The sequence below is a fragment of the Bradyrhizobium sp. S3.7.6 genome (assembly GCF_054061875.1).
The window spans coordinates 4758210-4775614 of record NZ_JBSSEQ010000001.1; the positions used below are offsets into that span (position 1 = coordinate 4758210).

Below are 17405 nucleotides of genomic sequence, written 5' to 3' on the forward strand. Positions count from 1 at the left end.
AGCGAATTTGGCAGAAGGGCCGCTGATTTCCCTACAGGATTTTCGTAATGACAGAACCGGTGGCGAACGAGGTTGGGCGCGATTTCATTCGTGACATCATCCAGGCCGACCTCGATCAGGGCAAATACCAGGAGATCGTGACCCGGTTCCCGCCGGAGCCGAACGGCTACCTGCATATCGGCCACGCCAAGTCGATCGCGCTCAATTTCGGCATCGCCCAGGAGTTTCCGGGCCGCTGCCATCTGCGCTTCGACGACACCAACCCGGTCAAGGAAGAGCAGGAATACATCGATTCCATCCAGGCCGACGTGCACTGGCTCGGCTTCGATTGGGGCAAGAACCTGTTCTTCGCCTCGGATTATTTCGACCGTCTGTACGAATGGGCGGAGAAGCTGATCCGCGACGGGCTCGCCTATGTCGACGACCAGACCCAGGAGGAGATTCGCCTAGCGCGCGGCACGCTGACCGAGCCCGGCAAGAACTCGCCGTTCCGCGACCGCAGCGTGGACGAGAATCTCGACCTGTTCCGCCGCATGAAGGCCGGTGAATTCCCGAACGGCGCGCGCGTGCTGCGGGCCAAGATCGACATGTCCGCGGGCAACATCAACCTGCGCGACCCCGTGCTGTACCGCATCCTGCATGCGCAACATCCGCGCACCGGCACAAAGTGGTCGATTTATCCGAGCTACGATTATGCGCACGGCCAGTCGGACGCGATCGAGGGCATCACGCACTCGATCTGCACGCTGGAGTTCGAGGACCATCGGCCGCTCTACGACTGGTTCATCGAAAAGCTGCCGGTGCCGTCCAAGCCGCACCAGTACGAAATGGCGCGGCTCAATTTGACCTACACGCTGCTGTCCAAGCGCGTGCTGACCCAGCTCGTCCGCGACGGCCATGTCGCCGGATGGGACGATCCGCGCATGCCGACTGTAGCGGGGATGCGCCGCCGCGGCGTGCCGCCGGCGGCCTTGCGCGAATTCGTCAAGCGCATCGGCGTTGCCAAGGCCAACAGCGTCGTCGATGTCGGCATGCTGGAGTTCTGCATCCGCGAGGAGCTGAACCGCACGTCGCAGCGGCGCATGGGCGTGCTGCGACCGCTCAAGGTGGTCATCGAGAACTATCCGGAAGGGCAGACTGAAGAGCTCGAGGCGATCAACCATCCCGACGATCCCTCGGCCGGCACGCGCAAGATCACGTTCGGCCGCGAGCTCTATATCGAGCAGGACGACTTCATGGAGAATCCGCCCAAGAAGTTCTTCCGCCTGTCGCCGGGCAACGAGGTGCGGCTGCGCTACGCCTATTTCGTCAAGTGCACCGGCGTGATCAAGAACGACGCGGGCGAAGTGGTGGAGCTGCGCTGCACCTACGATCCCGCGACCAAGGGCGGCAACGCGCCCGACGGCCGCAAGGTCAAGGCGACCATGCACTGGCTGCCGGCGGCGAATTCGGTGCCGGCGGAGATCCGCATCTACAACCAGTTGTTCTCCAACCCGAGCCCGGACGCCTCGAACTTCGCGGCCGATCTCAATCCGCAGTCGCTGGAGATTCTCTCCAATGCGCGGATCGAGGCATCGGTTGCGGAGAGCAATTCGACCGAGCCGATGCAGTTCGAGCGTCAGGGCTATTTCGTGCGCGACAAGGACTCGAGGCCGGGCAAGCCGGTGTTTTCGCGCACCATTGGCCTGCGCGATACGTTCGCGAAGGAAGTCGCCAAGGGCTGAGGGGATTGGGCCTATGAGCAGTGAAGCCGACGCGATCGTTTCCGCCATCATCGCGAAATGGTGCGCCGGCTTCGCGACACTCGATGCGGCCGCGCTGTCGTCGCTCTACGCGAAGAACGCGTTCTTCTTCGGCTCGAATCCAAGACTCTATCGGGGCAGGGACGGCGTCGCCGACTACTTCAACGGCCTGCCGCGCTGGCGCCAGCCGAGCGCGGCCTTTTCCGACGTGAATGCGGGACAGGCCGGTCCTGATCTCATCAATATGGGCGCGACCATCACGTTCGACCTCGCCGGCGAGCGGGACGATCTCGTCGTCAAGATGAGCTGGGTCATCATCCGCGAGGACGGCGACTGGAAGATCGTCAATCATCACGCCTCGGCGCGCGCGCCGTTGATCTAGCCGTCGCGCTACTCCGCCTCTGTCGTCATTCCGGGATGGCCCGAAGGGCCAGGTCCGGAATCCATAACCCCGGCCTGTGGTTATGGATTCCGGGCTCGCGCCAAGTGGCGCGCCCCGGAATGGCGATAGCAACGAACGCTGCCCCCGCGCGTTGGGGTGGGTCCAACAAGGAACCCACCATGCAGAACATCGCAGAGCATATGGAAGTCATCGGCGCCGATGGTGTCCACATCGGCACGGTCGACAAGGTCGAGGGCCATCGCATCAAGCTGACCAAGAAGGACAGCGGCGAGGGCAGCCACAAGGGCCACCATCACTTCATCGACAAGGGCCTCGTCGCCGGTGTCGAGGGCAACAAGGTTCGGCTCTCAGCCAAGGCGGACGTCGCCGTGACGATGGAAGAGGAAAAGTAGGGGGACCTTCGCTCCGTTCCTGATTCGTACCGCTATTCGCGCAGCCGCACGTTCCGGTAGCCTCCAGGCCTGTCGCGTATCGTAGGGTGCAGGGAATGGCGGAGCCGGGCCGGCCAGTTCGGTCCCAGGGGATCGCGGGGACTTGGATTGCGGGGACTTGGCCCGTCGGCCGAGCTGCATCCGCGGGCGGCCTCGCGCCGGCTGGGTTCGATGTCTGGACGTCGCTGGCCGGGACCCTGAGCGAATGGGCGCGCGCCGAGGCCGGCGCCGGGCGATTGTTGCCGTGGGTGCCGGTCGCGTTCGGCGGCGGTATCGCACTCTATTTTGCCGTCGATCATGAACCGGTGCTGTGGGTCGTTGCTGCGACGGCCATCGTGCTCATGCTTGGCGCGTTGCTGTTGCGTCGGAGCCGGTTGTTTGCTCCGGCGATCATGATCGCGGCGGTGGCGGCCGGTTTTGCCATGGCGACCTGGAAGACGGCGCGGATCGCGCACACGGTGCTGGCAAAGCCGCTCTATTCCGTCTCGCTGTCGGGCTTCGTCGAGACCCGCGACATCCGTGAGCGCACCGACCGCTTCGTGCTGCGTGTCACCGCGATGGAGGCGCAGCGCAGCGACGTCAAGCTCGAGCGCGTGCGCCTCTCCGTGCGCAAGGGGACTGCGCCCGAGGTCGGCAGCTTCGTGCAGTTGAAGGCGCGGCTGTTGCCGCCGTTGTCGCCGGTGCGCCCCGGCAGCTATGACTTTTCGCGCGACATGTTCTTCCAGGGCATCGGCGCCTCCGGCTTCGTGATGGGTACGATTGCGGCATCGGTGCCGCCGGATGCCGGTGGCTTGCGGCTGCGTTATGCCGCCTTCATGCAGGGTCTGCGCGATGCGATAGACGCGCGCATCCGAGCCACGCTCGAGGGCGACAACCGGGCGATTGCGACCGCGCTGCTCACGGGCCGGCGCGATGCGATTACCACGCCCGTCAACGACGCCATGTTCATCTCGGGGCTCGGACATGTGCTCTCGATCTCCGGCTATCACATGGCGGTCGTCGCCGGCGTGGTCTTCTTCGCGGTGCGCGCGCTGCTGGCGTTGATCCCTGGAATGGCGGCCGGCTTTGCCATCAAGAAATGGTCGGCGGCCGCGGCGCTGGTCGCAGCCGCGTTCTATCTGCTGCTGTCGGGCGCGGAGGTCGCGACGCAACGCTCGTTCTTCATGACGGCGGTGGTGCTGATCGCGGTCATGGTCGATCGCCGTGCCATCACCTTCCGCACGCTGGCGGTGGCCGCGCTGATCGTGCTCGCGGTCGCACCGGAAGCACTTGTGCATCCGAGTTTTCAAATGTCCTTCGCCGCGACGCTCGGACTGGTGGCGCTGGTGCAGATCGGCATGCCGAACCTGTTTGCGTCGCCCGATCATTCCGCGACCGCGCGGATTGCAATGTGGGGCGGGCGCGAAATCGCGATGCTGTTCCTGGCCTCGCTGATTGCGGGGCTCGCGACCACGCCCTATGCCGCCTTCCATTTTCACCGCGTGACGCCGTTCGGCGTGCTCGCCAACCTCGGGGCGATGCCGGTGGTCTCGGCCCTGGTGATGCCCGCGGGCCTGTTGGGCTTGATTGCAGCGCCGTTCGGACTCGATGGTCCGTTCTGGTGGCTGATGGGGATCGGCATCGACTGGATGGTTGCGGTGTCGCGCTGGGTGGCCGCTTTGCCGGGCGCGGTCGGCCGCATCTCGGCTTTCGGCATAGCACCGCTGATCGCGGCAAGCTTGGGAATCATCGTGATGGGCTTGTTGCGCACGCCGTTGCGCTGGGCCGGCGCGGTGGTGTTGTTGGCCGCGATCCTCTGGGGACTGTGCGCGCGCCAGCCCGATATCCTGATCGCCGGTGACGGCCAGAGCGTCGCGGTGCGGGGCAGGGATGGGCACCTGCATCTCATCAGGTCGAGCAAGGACAGTTTTCTTCTGAAGGAATGGCTCGCCGCCGACGCCGATCCGCGCGACGCCGGCAGTGCCTCACTGGCCGCCGGCGTGTCGTGCGACGAAGCCGGCTGCGTGACGCCGCTCGCCGACGGGCGCCTGGTCGCGCTGGCCTTGCGCATCGATTCACTGGCTGACGATTGCAGCCGTGCCGCGCTGGTGGTGACGGCGCGGCCGGCGCCGCCGGATTGCGCGGCGATGGTTGTCGGCCGTCAGCGTCTCGCAAGGCAAGGCGCGCTGGCGCTGACGCGAAGCGGCGACGGTTTTGCGGTTCAGGCGGCGAAGACGAGGGGGACAGACCGTCCGTGGTCGCCGGCGGCGGCCGGCGAGGCGGATTTCAGCGCGAGCCTTGCGCCGCAGGCGGCGGCTCCCCGCAACCGCGACGCGACGCCATCGGAAGCCGACCTGCAGGCCGAGGATTGAGCGGACGGGTTACAGATACCAGGCCAGCACGGCGTCGAGCCTGGCGTTGCCGATCACCGGAAGGACGACCATCTGGCTCAGCCCAGAGGCGCTGGCCTGCAAGGCCGCGACCGAGACGTCACGCGCGAGATCGTCGTTGAGTGCGGGCATGCCGGTGGCCCAGGCCCCGCCGATGCTGCCTTCGCCTTTGGCGATGGATTTCGTCGCATAGAGCGCGGCGAGGTCGGTCTGCGCGCTGCAATCGCCGGCGCGGAAGACCAGCGCCGAACGGGCCTCGTCCGGGACCCAGATCTCGAAGCGTCGCGCAATCGGGGTCGCCTGCGCGGAGAGAAATGTCAGCACCCAGGTCTGATCGGTGCCGGTCCGGTAGGGAACGCCGACGCCGAGATTGATTCCGACCTTGGCGGCGTCCTCCCAGCGCAGAAAACTCCTGGCATCGTGCAGGTCCTTGATGATCAGCGGCAGGCCGGCTTTCCAGATGCGGCCGGGAAGGCCGAAGCCGCGCGGAAATCTGGTGTGGCGGGAGTTGAATTCGAACATGTCGGCGGTGCCGTAATAGCCGTCGACGAGCCCCATCTCGTGGGAGGTTTCGGCATCGTTGTGCCAGAGTTCGATCGCGCCGACATGGGCCTCGTCGTCGCCGCAGAACAGCACCATGACGGCTTGCAGGAATTCGCCTGAAAACACCGGCACCGCCACGCCGCAGGTCAGCCCGGCGGCGATGGCCTGATCGGTCCGCTTGAAATAGGAATCGGTGAATCTAGTGAGGATCACGGGGTGGCCGCCGGCCCAGGCCTTGCCGGGAAGTCCCTCGTCATATCCGAAGTGCAGATCCTCGCTCACGTCCCTAAACGCGGACAACCCTTCGCCGTAGAGGCCGCCGCCGAATTCCAGCCGCATGCGCGTGCGGTCAGGCACCCAGAGTTCAACGACGCGAATGAAGGTCTTCATCGAACGTGCCCGCCGTCTCAAGCCGCACCAAGCATCGGCCATTTGGCTGCGGAACGGACGTTCAAAATTCAGGCAGGACAGCGCAAACTTCGTGCGGTGGGAGACGCCACGGCTTGGTCCGCCCGATGGAGTTTCGCGGGACACAAACGACACCATCTCGCCGGCCTCGGCCGGCGATGGCGATTTCAATCCTGGCCCGACCTGTCGGCCGGGAATGGCTGCATCAGCCGATCGGCAGGCGGGTGATGGTTGTCCGGCTGTCGGTGATGGTCTGCGGCTTGTGCTCGCGCTCGCCGAGCGGCTGGGTCACCGGTAGCTGCAGCACGGTCGCACGCTGGCCTTCGACCAGCTGCGTCACCAGCACGGATTTGCCGTCGGGGAATTCGATCGCATCATGATGGCGATCGGGAATGTGCGGATCGATCTTGCCGAACTTGCCGACGCGCGAATTGACGGTGCGCGTCCAGATCCAGCGATTGTCGTAGCGGACGTTGTCGGCGAAGGCGAGCTCCGTCCCCGGGAGCAGGCAGACCGCGACGGTCGGATCGGCCGCGGAGGCAAAGCCGCGCGTCGAGGTGCCGCGGAAGGTTGTCGTGACGATCGTCTCGCCGACTTCGGCGGGACGCGACGCGACGGCATGCAGGCTGTAGTCACACATCGGGTGCTCCTCATGCAGGGATAGCGACCCACGTCTCTTAATCGAGGCGCAGGCCTCTATCAGAGTGGAAATACCAAACGTTCTGCCGGGTTGTAGGCAAATCTACGGCTCGCCGCCGCAGGCCGCAATCACATTAACTTTCCCGAATCCACCAGGAACAAAGCCCGCCCCTTTGCATTCTGCAGGCGCGTGTCAGCGCCCCGCAGGCGCCGACCAGCCGGAATACTGCCAGCCCGGCCGCGACGGTTGGTCGACGGCGTCGAGGGCCTTGCGGACTTGCTCGCTAACGGCGGTGTCCTTGCGGACATGGGGCCGCGATTGCGCGGCTAAGGTTTGTACGTCCAAGGCTTGCGACGCTGATGCTGCGATCAGCGGCGCCACAGCAATTGTGCTCAGAACGATCCGGCGCATGACTTCTCCTCGAACCTGAAGGCCGCGAAGCAGAGCTGCTTCGTGCGGCGTGCCGAGGATTTACCGCTGGAGGAGGGGCCGGATAATCTGCGCGAAACCAGAAAGACTATCCAGCGGAAGCGGACAATCGTCCGCTCCAATCTCGGATCGGCGATGCCGATCCAAAGCGCGCGGGGCGCCAAATAACCGATACCGGCACGTCCGGTATCAATACTTCCGGTACAGCCCGATCAGCTTGCCCTGGATCTTCACCCGGTTGGGCGGCAGAATGCGGACCTCATAGGCCGCATTGGCGGGCTCGAGCGCGATCGAGGCGCCGCGGCGGCGGAAGCGCTTGAGCGTCGCCTCCTCGTCGTCGATCAGCGCCACCACGATATCGCCGGTATCGGCGCTCTCGTTGCGCTGGATCAGCGCCATGTCGCCGTCGAGAATGCCGGCCTCGACCATGGAATCGCCGCGCACTTCGAGCGCGTAATGTTCGCCCGAGCCGAGCATGTCAGGCGGTACGCTGATGGTGTGGCTGCGGGTCTGCAAGGCCTCGATCGGCGTACCGGCCGCGATGCGGCCCATCACGGGGACCGCGACGGGGCGCTCGCCCTCGTCCGCCGGCGGGCTCGAAGTCGTGCGGATCTTGCCGAGATTGCCTTCGATGACGCTCGGCGTGAAGCCGCGGCGGCTGCCGGCAGCGGCCTGAAGCTCGGGCAGCTTGATCACCTCGATGGCGCGGGCCCGGTTGGGCAGGCGCCGGATGAAGCCGCGCTCCTCGAGCGCAGTGATCAGGCGATGGATGCCCGATTTCGAGCGCAGGTCGAGCGCGTCCTTCATCTCATCGAAGGAGGGCGGCACGCCGCTTTCCTTCAGCCGTTCGCTGATGAACCGCAGGAGCTCGTATTGTTTGCGCGTTAACATCTCGACCAAAATCCCCCGGTTGATGTCGTTCGATTCCGAGACGCTGAATTCAGCAGTAAGCCGCTACATTCCCGAAACAAATCATGAACGGACACTATATGTTCGATACATGTTCCGCAACTGCTTAATTTACCGTGAACGCGACAAAGTTCGCGGAACGCACGCGAACGAAGCGCTCAGACGGGCAGCCGCAAGACCTCGCAAGGCGTGCCGGCTTCGGCCTTCGACGCGAATGGCGCGCGCACGAGAAGTGCCTGTGCCGCAGCGAGATTCGCAAGCAGCGAGGAATCCTGGTGATTGACCGGAAGGGCGACGAGCGTGCCGTCATCGCGCAGCTCGAGGCGTGCGCGCAGGTAATCCTCGCGCTGGTCGTTGGCGCCGACATCGCGGCCGAGCACCGCGCGTTCGCGGCGGTGATGAATCATCGAACGGCCCGAAAGCGCGCGAATCAACGGCACCATGAACAGGAAGCCGCAAACGTAGGATGACACGGGATTGCCGGGCAGGCCGATCACGCGCATCGCGCCGAGCCGCCCGTTCATCATCGGCTTGCCCGGCCGCATCGCGATCTTCCAGAACGCCATCGAGATACCTTCGTCCCTCAGCGCCTGCTGGACCAGATCGTGGTCCCCGACCGACGCGCCGCCGGTCGTGATCAGGATGTCGGCGCCGCTCTCCCGCGCGCGGCCGATGCCGGCCGTGGTGGCCTCCAGCGTATCGGCGGCAACGCCGAGGTCGATGGTATCGGCGCCCTCGCTGCGGGCGAGCGCGTGCAGGGCGTAGCCGTTGGAATAGACGATCTGGCCGTGGCCCGGCGTCGTACCCGGCATCACCAGCTCGTCGCCGGTCGCGAGGATCGCGACCTTCGGGCGTCGCCGGACTGGCAATTGCGGGTAATTCATGCCGGCGGCGAGCGCGAGGTCGCGCTCGGTGAGCCGGGCTCCCTTGCGCAGCAGCACGTCGCCTTCCGAGAAGTCGACGCCGGCGGGGCGGATGTGCCGCCCCGTTACGGCGGCTTCCTTGATGGTGATGCGCTTGCCGTCCGCGATCGTGTCCTCCTGGATCACGACCGCATCAGCGCCATCGGGAACGACACCGCCGGTGAAGATACGCACGGCCTCGCCGGCGCCGATCGATCCCGCAAACGGGCGGCCCGCCGCGACCTCGCCGATCAGGGTGAGCTGGGATTCGATCTTCGCCGCATCGACCGCGCGCACCGCATAGCCGTCCATTGCCGACATCGCCTGCGGCGGCTGCGTGCGCCGCGCGGCGACGTCGCGCGCGAGCACGCGGTGGAAGGCTGCGTCGAGCGCGATCATCTCTTCAGGCAGCGGCTCTGCGCCCGCCAGCACCGCAGCGAGCGCGTCGGAAACCGGCATCAGGGCCACGGGTGAAAACTCCTGCTGGGCCCGTTCGGGCAAATCGGCGGCGAGAGTTCTAGCCGAGTGCAGGCGCAGAGGCAAAACAGTGGCCGCGCAGGATGATTTATCCTGCGTCATCCGCTCTGCGATGAAGGGTGAGCATCAAGTCCGCCGCGGCATGATCCAGAAGGCGAGACAGACCGGTACGAGGATGGCCATGGCGAGGACGAGAAAGACGAGAGCCACGGCCAGCATCGGTCAGCCCCCCGGCTGCTTGTACGGACTGACGTCCGGCGCTGCGGGGCCCTGATCCCTGTCAGGCAGCGGGTCGGCCTGGGATTTCAGGTCGGCGGCCTTGCTGATCAGCTTGGCGGAAAGCTCAGAATCCGATGTGGTCCTGGCGAATTTCATCAGCAGAGAGGCCTGCTTGGTGAGGTAGGTTTTGCCCAACACGACGATAAGCCCGATGTAGAATTCCCAACGGACTCATGAGTCCTGAGAGGGGCAATCGTTCCGGGAACTCCGTATAAAAATGCACAAAGGGTTTTGGTTCCTCGCCCCCAGGCAAAATAGTTCCATTCGCGGCCCGTCGGCTTGCCGGCCAGAGATCAGATTCCGAGCGCCTTGAGGGCGTTCCCGACGTCGCGGGGCGAGGTCACGTGGACCGTGGTCAGGCCGCGCGACCGCGCTCCTTCGATGTTCTCGGCAAGATCGTCGAAGAACACGATACGGTTCGCGGGCACGCCGATCGCCGCCACGACATGGTCGAAGGCCTCCACATCGGGTTTGCGCAGGCCGATGCTGGACGACAGATACAGCTCGCGGAAATGGCCGAGCAGGGCGGCATATTCCTTCGAGAAGTGGTCCACATGCGGCCGGTTGGTGTTGGAGAAGGCGTAGAGCGGCAACTGCTTGGCCGCACGCGGCAGCAGCTCGGCGATATCGGGCATCTCGCCGGCGAAGATCGCGTTCCAGCCCTCCAGGAACTGCGCGTCCGAGATGCCGATCCCGAGCGAGACGCGCAGCGAGTCAAAATAGGCCTCGTCGCTGATCTTGCCGACCTCGTGCAGCCGATAGGCTTCGCTGTCCCGTACATAGCGCGCGACGATGGCTTCCGGCTTGCAGCCGGCATGTCCCGCCCAGCAGGCGATCGCCTTGGAGAAATCGATGTCGAGCACGACGCGGCCGAGATCGAACAGGAGCGCGTCCGCGCTGCCGGGAGAGAGCGAGCTCATTGCATCCTTTCACTCAATATCGATAGGGGTCATGGTCGAACAGCGGGAACGCGCTGAACACGCTCGGCGCATTCGTTGCGGTCGCCTGGTGCAGGCAGGACTTGTCGACCTCGGCGAACGAGGTGGCGCCCAAGAGGCCTAGGCAGCGCAGCACCTCGTCCTCGAGCAACTCCAGCATTCGCCTCACGCCGGCCTCGCCGGCTGCGGCCAATGCCCAGCATTGCAGCCGGCCGATGCCGACCATGTCCGCGCCCGCCGCGATCGCCTTGACGATGTCGGTGCCGCGGCAGAAGCCGCCGTCGACCATGATCTTGGCGCGTCCCTTCACGGCGTCGACGATCTCGGGCAGCACATGCATGGCGCCGCGGCCGTGATCGAGCTGGCGGCCGCCATGGTTGGAGACGTAGATCCACTTGACGCCGTGGTCGACCGCGATCCGGGCGTCCTCGGCGGTGGCGATGCCCTTCAGGATGAGCGGGATCTTGAACTTGTCCTTGATCATCTTCACGGTCCGCCACTCCAGGCCCTTCTGGTAATCGCCGCCGGTGGCGCGCAGGCGGCTCTCGCGAACATAGCGCTTGGCAATGTCACGTTCGCGACGGCTGTAATGGGCGGTATCAACGGTCAGGCAGAAGGCGGCGTAGGCGTTCTTCTCGCTCCGGCTGACGACATCGGCGACGAAATCGTCGTCGCCGCGCACATAGAGTTGATAGAGCCGCAGCGCATCAGGGGCGGCCTCGGCGGTCTTCTCCAGGCCGGGCTCGGACACCGAGCTCAGCATGTGCGCCGCGCCGAAGGTGCCGCAGGCGCGGGCGACGCTCGCCGCGCCATCCGGATCGAAGATCTCCAGTGCGCCGACAGGGGCCAGCACCACCGGCAGCCGCATCCGGCGCCCGAACAGCTCGACCGAGCCGTCGACCTCGCGGACGTCGCGCAGCACGCGCGGCCGGAAGGCGATCTCGTCCAGCGCCATGCGGTTGCGGCGCATCGTGGTCTCGGTCTCGGCGGCGCCGACGATATAGTCCCAGGCGTTCTGGTTGAGGTTGGCGCGCGCCTTGCGGATGAATTCGTGCAGGTTTTGGAATGGCTCGGCGCTGGCGCCGAGTTCGACGTTCCTTTCCGGCCGGATGCGGGGCGCGTCATTCATTGTTGTCCTCCCGAGAATTTGAAGCGTTATTGTCATCGCCTATCGTGTCCGGCCCTCCAAAACCATCCTAAAATCGCATAGCTGAGAGGCGTGGGCCGGCCGGCCGATTCCCGCGTTGCGCGAAACGGTTTCGGAACGTTGCCAAAAGTTTAGGCCCGGGCGAAGAGATTTTTACGATGTACCCGCCAGCGTGGCGTCCCGGCCTTGAAGAAACCAGAATGGTATTGTGAACAGCGGGCTGGATCGCCATTTGCATGGCGCCTCACAAGCCCAAAGCAAAGCTCCAAGCAAGAAGGCCAGTCTATCCATGCGGAAAAACCTGCTGTTCCCCCTGGGCGCACTCACGGGAGCGTGTCTAACCCTTCTGGTCGCCAGCCCGCACGGTGGAGTATGGGCGGCACGGGCGGCAGCGAGCGCGGATGATGCCTATTCCCGGCTCAATCTGTTCGGCGAAGTGTTCGAGCGGGTGAAGGCGAGCTATGTCGAGAAGCCCGACAATTCCAAGCTGATTGAGGGTGCGATCACCGGCATGGTGACCTCGCTCGACCCACATTCACGCTACATGAACGACAAGGCCTGGACCGAGATGCAGGAGACCACCTCCGGCGAGTTCGGCGGGCTCGGCATCGAGGTCACGATGGAGGACGGCCTGGTCAAGGTCGTCTCGCCGATCGACGACACGCCGGCGTCCAAGGCCGGGATCATGTCCGGCGACCTCATCAGCAAGATCGACGGCGATGCCGTGCAGGGCATGACGCTCGAGCAGGCCGTCAACAAGATGAAGGGGCCGGTCGATACCCAGACCAAGCTCACCATCGTGCGCAAGGGCGCCGACGCTCCGCTCGACGTCGCGATCAAGCGCGAGATCATCCATGTGCGTCCGGTGCGCTTCCACGTCGAGAACGGCGACATCGGCTATATCCGCGTCACCTCGTTCAACGAGCAGACCACTGACGGCCTGAAGAAGGCGATCGCGTCGATCTCCAAGGACGTTCCGCCGGAGAAGCTGGTCGGCTACGTGATGGACCTGCGCAACAATCCGGGCGGCTTGCTCGACCAGGCCGTCTCGGTGTCGAGCGCCTTCCTTCAGCGCGGCGAGGTCGTCTCGACCCGCGGCCGCAATCCCGAAGAGACCCAGCGCTTCACCGCCCATGGCGGCGACCTCACCAAGGGCAAGCCGCTGGTGATTCTGGTCAATGGCGGCTCGGCTTCGGCCTCGGAGATCGTCGCCGGCGCGCTGCATGACCACAAGCGTGCCACGATCATCGGCACGCGCTCGTTCGGCAAGGGCTCGGTGCAGACCATCATTCCGCTCGGCGCCGGCAATGGCGCGCTGGCGCTGACCACGGCGCGCTATTACACGCCGTCGGGCCGCTCGATCCAGGCCCAGGGCATCGCGCCCGACATCGAGATCCTGCAGGACGTGCCACCCGAGCTGAAGGGCCGGATGGATACGATGGCGGAGTCGCAGATGCGCGGCCATCTGCAGGCCGCCGACGGCACTGAGCAGACCGGATCGCAGTCCTACGTCCCGCCGGAAGAGAAGGACGACAAGGCCCTGCATGCGGCCTACGACTTCCTGCACGGCGTGACCGCGAATGCGGTCGCCGCCAAGCCCGCGCCGAAGGCGGCGGTACCGAACTAAAACCTTACGACGTCCAGATATCGCCCGGGAGCGGATGACCGCTCCCGGGCGAATTCGTGCGGTGACGCTTCCAATTGTTGGGAAGACCGCCCTAAAGCAGGATGGGGTTAGGTTGAATCGATTTGGGATTCCCAAATCGGTGTGTTTCTGATTCACCATGCTGGCTGGGTTGGAGGCCAGCATGGATGGGCAAGCCTTATTCTCTGGATCTTCGCAAGCGTGTCGTGTCCGCGATCGAGGGCGGGATGTCCCGCAATCAGGCAGCCAAGCAGTTTGGGGTCGCGATCAGCACAGCAATCGGTTGGATGCAACGGGTAGAGGAGACCGGCAGCGTTGAGCCTGGTCAGATGGGCGGTCATAAGCCGAAGGCGGTTTCGGGAGACCACGCGGTTTGGCTGTCGCAACGGATCAAGGACGGCGATTTCACTATACGGGGGCTCGTTGCCGAGCTTGCTGGACGCGGCCTGAAGGTCGACTATCACTCGGTGTGGGACTTCGTGCATGCCGAGAAGCTCAGCTTCAAAAAAAAGCGTGGCGGCTGGCGAACGCGATCGACCCGCGGTCGCGCGGCGGCGAGCCCAGTGGACAAAATATCAAGGACGCGTCGAAGCTGAGCGGCTCGTCTTCATCGACGAGACATGGACCAGAACCGATATGGCGCCTTTGCGGGGATGGGCGCCGCGCGGGCACAGACTTCCTGCCACGGTTCCCCACGGCCGCTGGAAGACCATGACCTTCCTGGCGGCGCTGCGCCATGACCGGATCGATGCACCATGGTTCATCGAGGGGCCGATCGATGGCGTGAGCTTCCGCACCTATGTCGAGAAGGTTCTTCTGCCTGTCCTTCGACCCGGCGATATCGTCGTCTTGGATAACCTCGGTAGCCACAGGAGCAAAGCAGTTCGCCAACTCATCCGTTCGGTCGGCGCCAAACTCTTCTTCCTGCCCAAATACTCACCCGACCTGAACCCGATCGAGCAGGTCTTTGCCAAGCTCAAGCATCTGCTCCGCAAAGCTGCCGCGCGAACCGTCGACGCGGTCTGCGCCGCAATCGGCCACGCACTCGATGCCTTCACCCCCGAGGAATGCGCCAATTACCTGAAAAATTCAGGCTATCGAACTTAATGCCATCACGCTTTAGCTGGCCTCGCGGTGCCGGCTTTCCTCGCCGCCGCGCTGGGCGAGGCGGCTGCGGTGCAGCGCGAACAGCTCCAGCACCTTGTCGGCCGGTTTTGCGGCACTGAACAGATAGCCCTGCATCTCGGAGCAGCCGAGCGCACGGAGCAGGCGCTGCTGCTCCTCGGTCTCGACGCCCTCGGCTGTGGTGGTCATGCGGCGGGCGGCAGCCAGGTTGACGACGGCCTGCACGATGCTCGCGGAGCCGTCGGGACCGGCGATGTCGCTGACGAAGCAGCGGTCGATCTTGATCTTGTCGAACGGGAAGCGGTGCAGATAGCTCAGCGAGGAGTAGCCGGTGCCGAAATCGTCGAGCGCGATGCGCACGCCGATGGTGCGGAGCTGATGCAGGATCGCAAGCGCGGTGTCGTCGTCGCGGATCAGCACGGCCTCGGTGATCTCGAGCTCGAGCCGGCTCGCCGGCAAATTGGAGGCGGCAAGGGCCGCCATGATCTTCAGCGCCAGCGTGCCGCTCTTGAACTGCACCGGCGAGACGTTGACGGCGAGGCGGATGTCGTCGGGCCAGTTGGCGGCATCGCGGCAGGCCGTGGCCAGCACCCATTCGCCGATCTCGTTGATCAGGCCGGTGTCTTCGGCGATCGGGATGAACTCGGCGGGCGAGACCATGCCGCGCTCGGGATGGCGCCAGCGCACCAGCGCCTCGCAGCCGGTGATGCGGTCGTCCTTCAGGGCGAGGCAGGGCTGGTAGTAGACCTCGAGCCCTCCTTCGAGCCCACCTTGGGCGATGGCGTGGCGCAGATCGATCTCGAGCTGCCGCCGCTCGCGGACCTTGGCGTCCATCTCCGGCTCGAAGAAGCGATAGGTGCGGCGTCCGGCGGCCTTGGCGGCATACATCGCCATGTCCGCGTTCTTCAGGATCTGGTCCAGCGCGGTGCCGTGTCGTGGCGCCAGCGCGATGCCGATACTGGCGTCCGTGGTGAGATGATGGCCCATGCAGTCGAACGGCGCGCGGATGGCCTGGAAGACCCGCGCGACGAGTTCGTTGACCTGCTCCAGCGACGTCACCGCGCTCTGTACGATGGCGAATTCGTCGCCGCCTAGCCGCGCCACGAAGTCCTGCAGACCCGCGCAGCGGCTGAGGCTCGTCGCGATCGATTTCAACAGCTCGTCGCCGACGAGATGGCCGAGCGCGTCGTTGACGCCCTTGAACTCGTCGATGTCGATGTAATGCACCGCGATCTCTTCGCCACCGGCGATGGCGGCGAGCTCCGCGCGTAGGTGCTCGTGGAACATGGTGCGGTTGGGCAGGTCGGTCAGCGCGTCGTAATGGGCGAGGTGGGTGATGCGCTCCTCGGTCCGCCGGCGCTCAGTGACGTCTTCGTGGGTCGCCACCCAGCCGCCGTCCGCGAGCGGCTCGTTAAGGATGTGGATCGAGCGCCCGTCGGAGGTGTCGACCACCATGGAGTTGCGCACATGGATGTCGCGCAGCACACGGACGACATAGTCGCCGATGTCGCCAGTGAACGAGCCGGTCGCCTTGCGGTGGGCGATGATGTCGTGGAAGCTGGAGCCGGGCTTCACCACCTCGGCTGACAGGCCGTACATCTCGATGTAGCGCTGGTTGCAGATCACCAGCCGCCGCTCGGCATCGAACAGCAGCAGGCCCTGCGTCATGTTGTTGACGGCGCGGTCGAGGCGCTGCTTCTCCAGCGTCAGCCGCTCGCGAGAGGCGCGGTGCTGCTCCAGCAGCTTGCGCACAATCGCGATCAGCACGCCCGCGATGGCGAGCGCGGAGGCGCCCGCAACCGAGATCAGGATGCCGATCTGCTCGCGCCAGTCCGTTAGCGCCGCCGCGCGCGTCGTGGTTGCCATCATCAGGATCGGGAAGTGGGGCAGGGCACGCGAGGAGATCAGACGGTCTTCGCCGTCGACGGGGCTCATGATGCGGCCGGCGAAGTGATCGAGCCCGAAGATCCTCTGCTGCTCGAACGGGCCGGTCTTGAAATTCCTGCCCATCTGCTCGCTGGAATGGGGATAGCGAGCGAGCAGCGTGCCGTCGCGATGCAGCATCGAGATCGTGGCGCCTTCGCCGAGCACGACGGAGGCGAAGAACTTCTCGAAATTGGCCGGTTCGATGCCGCGTCCGACCACGCCCATGAACTCGCCGTTCGGTCCCACGATCTTGCGCACGATCAGGATGGTCCAGGCGCCGGAGACGCGGCTGTGCACCGGCTCGATCAGCACGTTCGGCGAATAAGGATCGTATTTGAAAGTGCGAAAATAGGCGCGATCGGCGACGTTCACTTTGGGGGCCGGCCACGCCGTCGACGAGTTGATGAGATTGCCTTCGGCATCGCTGATGTTGACGCCGCCCATGTAGGGCAGCGCCTCGATCTTCGAGCGCAGCATCCGGTGGACGTCCTGGCCGGAGAGGCGTTTGCGATAGTCCTCGGCGCTTGCGATGCCGGTTGCGCGGACGTGGTCGACGAAATCCTTCTGGATGACCGCGAAATCCTGCAACTGCTGATCGAAATGATGAGCGAGCAGAAGGACGGTGTTTTCCAGCTCGCGGCCGCTGTTGCGCAGCGCGCGCTCTCGGAAATTCTGCGCCATCAGGACCGAGCCAATGGCGATGGCCGCGATCAGCAACGTGCCGCCCACCACCAGCCAGCGGATCGGTCCGCTGCGCACGAAGACCTGGTCAAAGAGGCGACTGCCGTATTTCGTCATCATGTCGATCGTTGCCGCGCACACGTCAGGATCGCTTCTTGATCCCGAGAACATCCGTTGGTTTACGGAAACGATATGGAGGCGAAGTTAGGAAGCGCAGTTAATGCGACATGAACGGCCGCGTACAAAAGCAATCGATGCGCGCGACGCAAGACGTGCAGGAATTGCCGGACTCTCTCGCGATGCCGGTCAATTCCTGCCGGTCGTGCCACGGTCAACCAAGGCTTAACCATCTAAGATGTTGGCGATCCTCGAGTCGGCATTGGCACGTGACTTGCGAACATGCCTGCCGAC

The 17405-nt window shown here is 64.9% G+C and carries 15 protein-coding genes; 6 read left to right on the forward strand and 9 right to left on the reverse strand.

The features are described from left to right. The first annotated feature begins 47 nt into the window (after nucleotides 1–47). The 4 genes from ACVJ5M_RS23000 (at nucleotide 48) to ACVJ5M_RS23015 (ending at nucleotide 4927) form a co-directional block, all read left to right on the forward strand. The gene (locus ACVJ5M_RS23000) at nucleotides 48–1724 is read left to right on the forward strand and encodes a glutamine--tRNA ligase/YqeY domain fusion protein (protein WP_354097656.1); all 1677 of its coding nucleotides are present in this window, start codon (nucleotides 48–50) and stop codon (nucleotides 1722–1724) included. A 13-nt stretch (nucleotides 1725–1737) separates the two neighbouring features. Continuing rightward, on the forward strand, nucleotides 1738–2124 hold the full coding sequence (locus tag ACVJ5M_RS23005; RefSeq protein WP_354097655.1) for a nuclear transport factor 2 family protein: 387 nt from the start codon (nucleotides 1738–1740) through the stop codon (nucleotides 2122–2124). Nucleotides 2125–2303: 179 nt separating this feature from the next. Continuing rightward, complete coding sequence (locus tag ACVJ5M_RS23010) at nucleotides 2304–2537, forward strand: DUF2171 domain-containing protein (RefSeq protein WP_028149639.1); 234 nt, start codon at nucleotides 2304–2306, stop codon at nucleotides 2535–2537. Nucleotides 2538–2632: 95 nt separating this feature from the next. Beyond that, on the forward strand, nucleotides 2633–4927 hold the full coding sequence (locus ACVJ5M_RS23015) for a ComEC/Rec2 family competence protein (protein WP_354266282.1): 2295 nt from the start codon (nucleotides 2633–2635) through the stop codon (nucleotides 4925–4927). Between the two features lie 9 nt (nucleotides 4928–4936). Here the strand turns inward: ACVJ5M_RS23015 and ACVJ5M_RS23020 are convergent, their stop codons facing one another. From ACVJ5M_RS23020 to ACVJ5M_RS23055, 8 genes are all read right to left on the reverse strand, one after another. Continuing rightward, nucleotides 4937–5878 carry a GAF domain-containing protein gene (locus tag ACVJ5M_RS23020; protein ID WP_354097629.1) on the reverse strand — a complete coding sequence of 314 codons (942 nt, stop codon included), beginning with the start codon at nucleotides 5876–5878 and terminating at the stop codon, nucleotides 4937–4939. A gap of 223 nt (nucleotides 5879–6101) precedes the next feature. Continuing rightward, complete coding sequence (locus ACVJ5M_RS23025; protein ID WP_063983046.1) at nucleotides 6102–6536, reverse strand: hypothetical protein; 435 nt, start codon at nucleotides 6534–6536, stop codon at nucleotides 6102–6104. 192 nt (nucleotides 6537–6728) lie between these two features. Continuing rightward, on the reverse strand, nucleotides 6729–6947 hold the full coding sequence (locus tag ACVJ5M_RS23030; protein WP_354097628.1) for a hypothetical protein: 219 nt from the start codon (nucleotides 6945–6947) through the stop codon (nucleotides 6729–6731). A gap of 207 nt (nucleotides 6948–7154) precedes the next feature. Beyond that, nucleotides 7155–7856 (reverse strand): transcriptional repressor LexA, encoded by a 702-nt coding sequence (lexA, locus tag ACVJ5M_RS23035; RefSeq protein WP_354100171.1) that lies wholly within the window; start codon nucleotides 7854–7856, stop codon nucleotides 7155–7157. Nucleotides 7857–8032: 176 nt separating this feature from the next. After that, nucleotides 8033–9244 (reverse strand): molybdopterin molybdotransferase MoeA, encoded by a 1212-nt coding sequence (locus tag ACVJ5M_RS23040; RefSeq protein ID WP_354097627.1) that lies wholly within the window; start codon nucleotides 9242–9244, stop codon nucleotides 8033–8035. 231 nt (nucleotides 9245–9475) lie between these two features. Continuing rightward, nucleotides 9476–9670: a hypothetical protein gene (locus tag ACVJ5M_RS23045; RefSeq protein ID WP_354097626.1), complete on the reverse strand. Its 195-nt coding sequence runs from the start codon at nucleotides 9668–9670 to the stop codon at nucleotides 9476–9478. 155 nt (nucleotides 9671–9825) lie between these two features. Further along, nucleotides 9826–10452 (reverse strand): HAD family hydrolase, encoded by a 627-nt coding sequence (locus ACVJ5M_RS23050; protein ID WP_208087075.1) that lies wholly within the window; start codon nucleotides 10450–10452, stop codon nucleotides 9826–9828. Between the two features lie 13 nt (nucleotides 10453–10465). Continuing rightward, nucleotides 10466–11599, reverse strand: coding sequence for an alpha-hydroxy acid oxidase (locus ACVJ5M_RS23055; protein ID WP_456679391.1), 1134 nt, complete (start codon nucleotides 11597–11599; stop codon nucleotides 10466–10468). Between the two features lie 307 nt (nucleotides 11600–11906). On the opposite strand from ACVJ5M_RS23055, the gene ACVJ5M_RS23060 reads away from it, so the two are divergent. Further along, nucleotides 11907–13244, forward strand: a complete 1338-nt coding sequence (locus ACVJ5M_RS23060; protein WP_085404589.1) for a S41 family peptidase — start codon at nucleotides 11907–11909, stop codon at nucleotides 13242–13244. Between the two features lie 185 nt (nucleotides 13245–13429). Beyond that, a protein-coding gene (locus tag ACVJ5M_RS23065; protein ID WP_425364243.1) for an IS630 family transposase occupies nucleotides 13430–14369 on the forward strand; the annotation gives its coding sequence in 2 pieces (ribosomal slippage) (nucleotides 13430–13765 and nucleotides 13767–14369; 939 coding nt in all). Between the two features lie 12 nt (nucleotides 14370–14381). Here the strand turns inward: ACVJ5M_RS23065 and ACVJ5M_RS23070 are convergent. Then, nucleotides 14382–17114 (reverse strand): bifunctional diguanylate cyclase/phosphodiesterase, encoded by a 2733-nt coding sequence (locus ACVJ5M_RS23070; RefSeq protein ID WP_354100142.1) that lies wholly within the window; start codon nucleotides 17112–17114, stop codon nucleotides 14382–14384. Nucleotides 17115–17405: the final 291 nt, after the last annotated feature.

Coding starts and splice junctions, on each gene's coding strand:
- ACVJ5M_RS23010 (WP_028149639.1), top strand. CDS start 2,304: ATGCAGAACATCGCAGAGCATATGGAAGTCATCGGCGCCGATGGTGTC.
- ACVJ5M_RS23015 (WP_354266282.1), top strand. CDS start 2,633: ATGGCGGAGCCGGGCCGGCCAGTTCGGTCCCAGGGGATCGCGGGGACT.
- ACVJ5M_RS23005 (WP_354097655.1), top strand. CDS start 1,738: ATGAGCAGTGAAGCCGACGCGATCGTTTCCGCCATCATCGCGAAATGG.
- ACVJ5M_RS23050 (WP_208087075.1), bottom strand. CDS start 10,452: ATGAGCTCGCTCTCTCCCGGCAGCGCGGACGCGCTCCTGTTCGATCTC.
- ACVJ5M_RS23070 (WP_354100142.1), bottom strand. CDS start 17,114: ATGATGACGAAATACGGCAGTCGCCTCTTTGACCAGGTCTTCGTGCGC.
- lexA (WP_354100171.1), bottom strand. CDS start 7,856: ATGTTAACGCGCAAACAATACGAGCTCCTGCGGTTCATCAGCGAACGG.
- ACVJ5M_RS23020 (WP_354097629.1), bottom strand. CDS start 5,878: ATGAAGACCTTCATTCGCGTCGTTGAACTCTGGGTGCCTGACCGCACG.
- ACVJ5M_RS23000 (WP_354097656.1), top strand. CDS start 48: ATGACAGAACCGGTGGCGAACGAGGTTGGGCGCGATTTCATTCGTGAC.
- ACVJ5M_RS23030 (WP_354097628.1), bottom strand. CDS start 6,947: ATGCGCCGGATCGTTCTGAGCACAATTGCTGTGGCGCCGCTGATCGCA.
- ACVJ5M_RS23055 (WP_456679391.1), bottom strand. CDS start 11,599: ATGAATGACGCGCCCCGCATCCGGCCGGAAAGGAACGTCGAACTCGGC.
- ACVJ5M_RS23025 (WP_063983046.1), bottom strand. CDS start 6,536: ATGTGTGACTACAGCCTGCATGCCGTCGCGTCGCGTCCCGCCGAAGTC.
- ACVJ5M_RS23060 (WP_085404589.1), top strand. CDS start 11,907: ATGCGGAAAAACCTGCTGTTCCCCCTGGGCGCACTCACGGGAGCGTGT.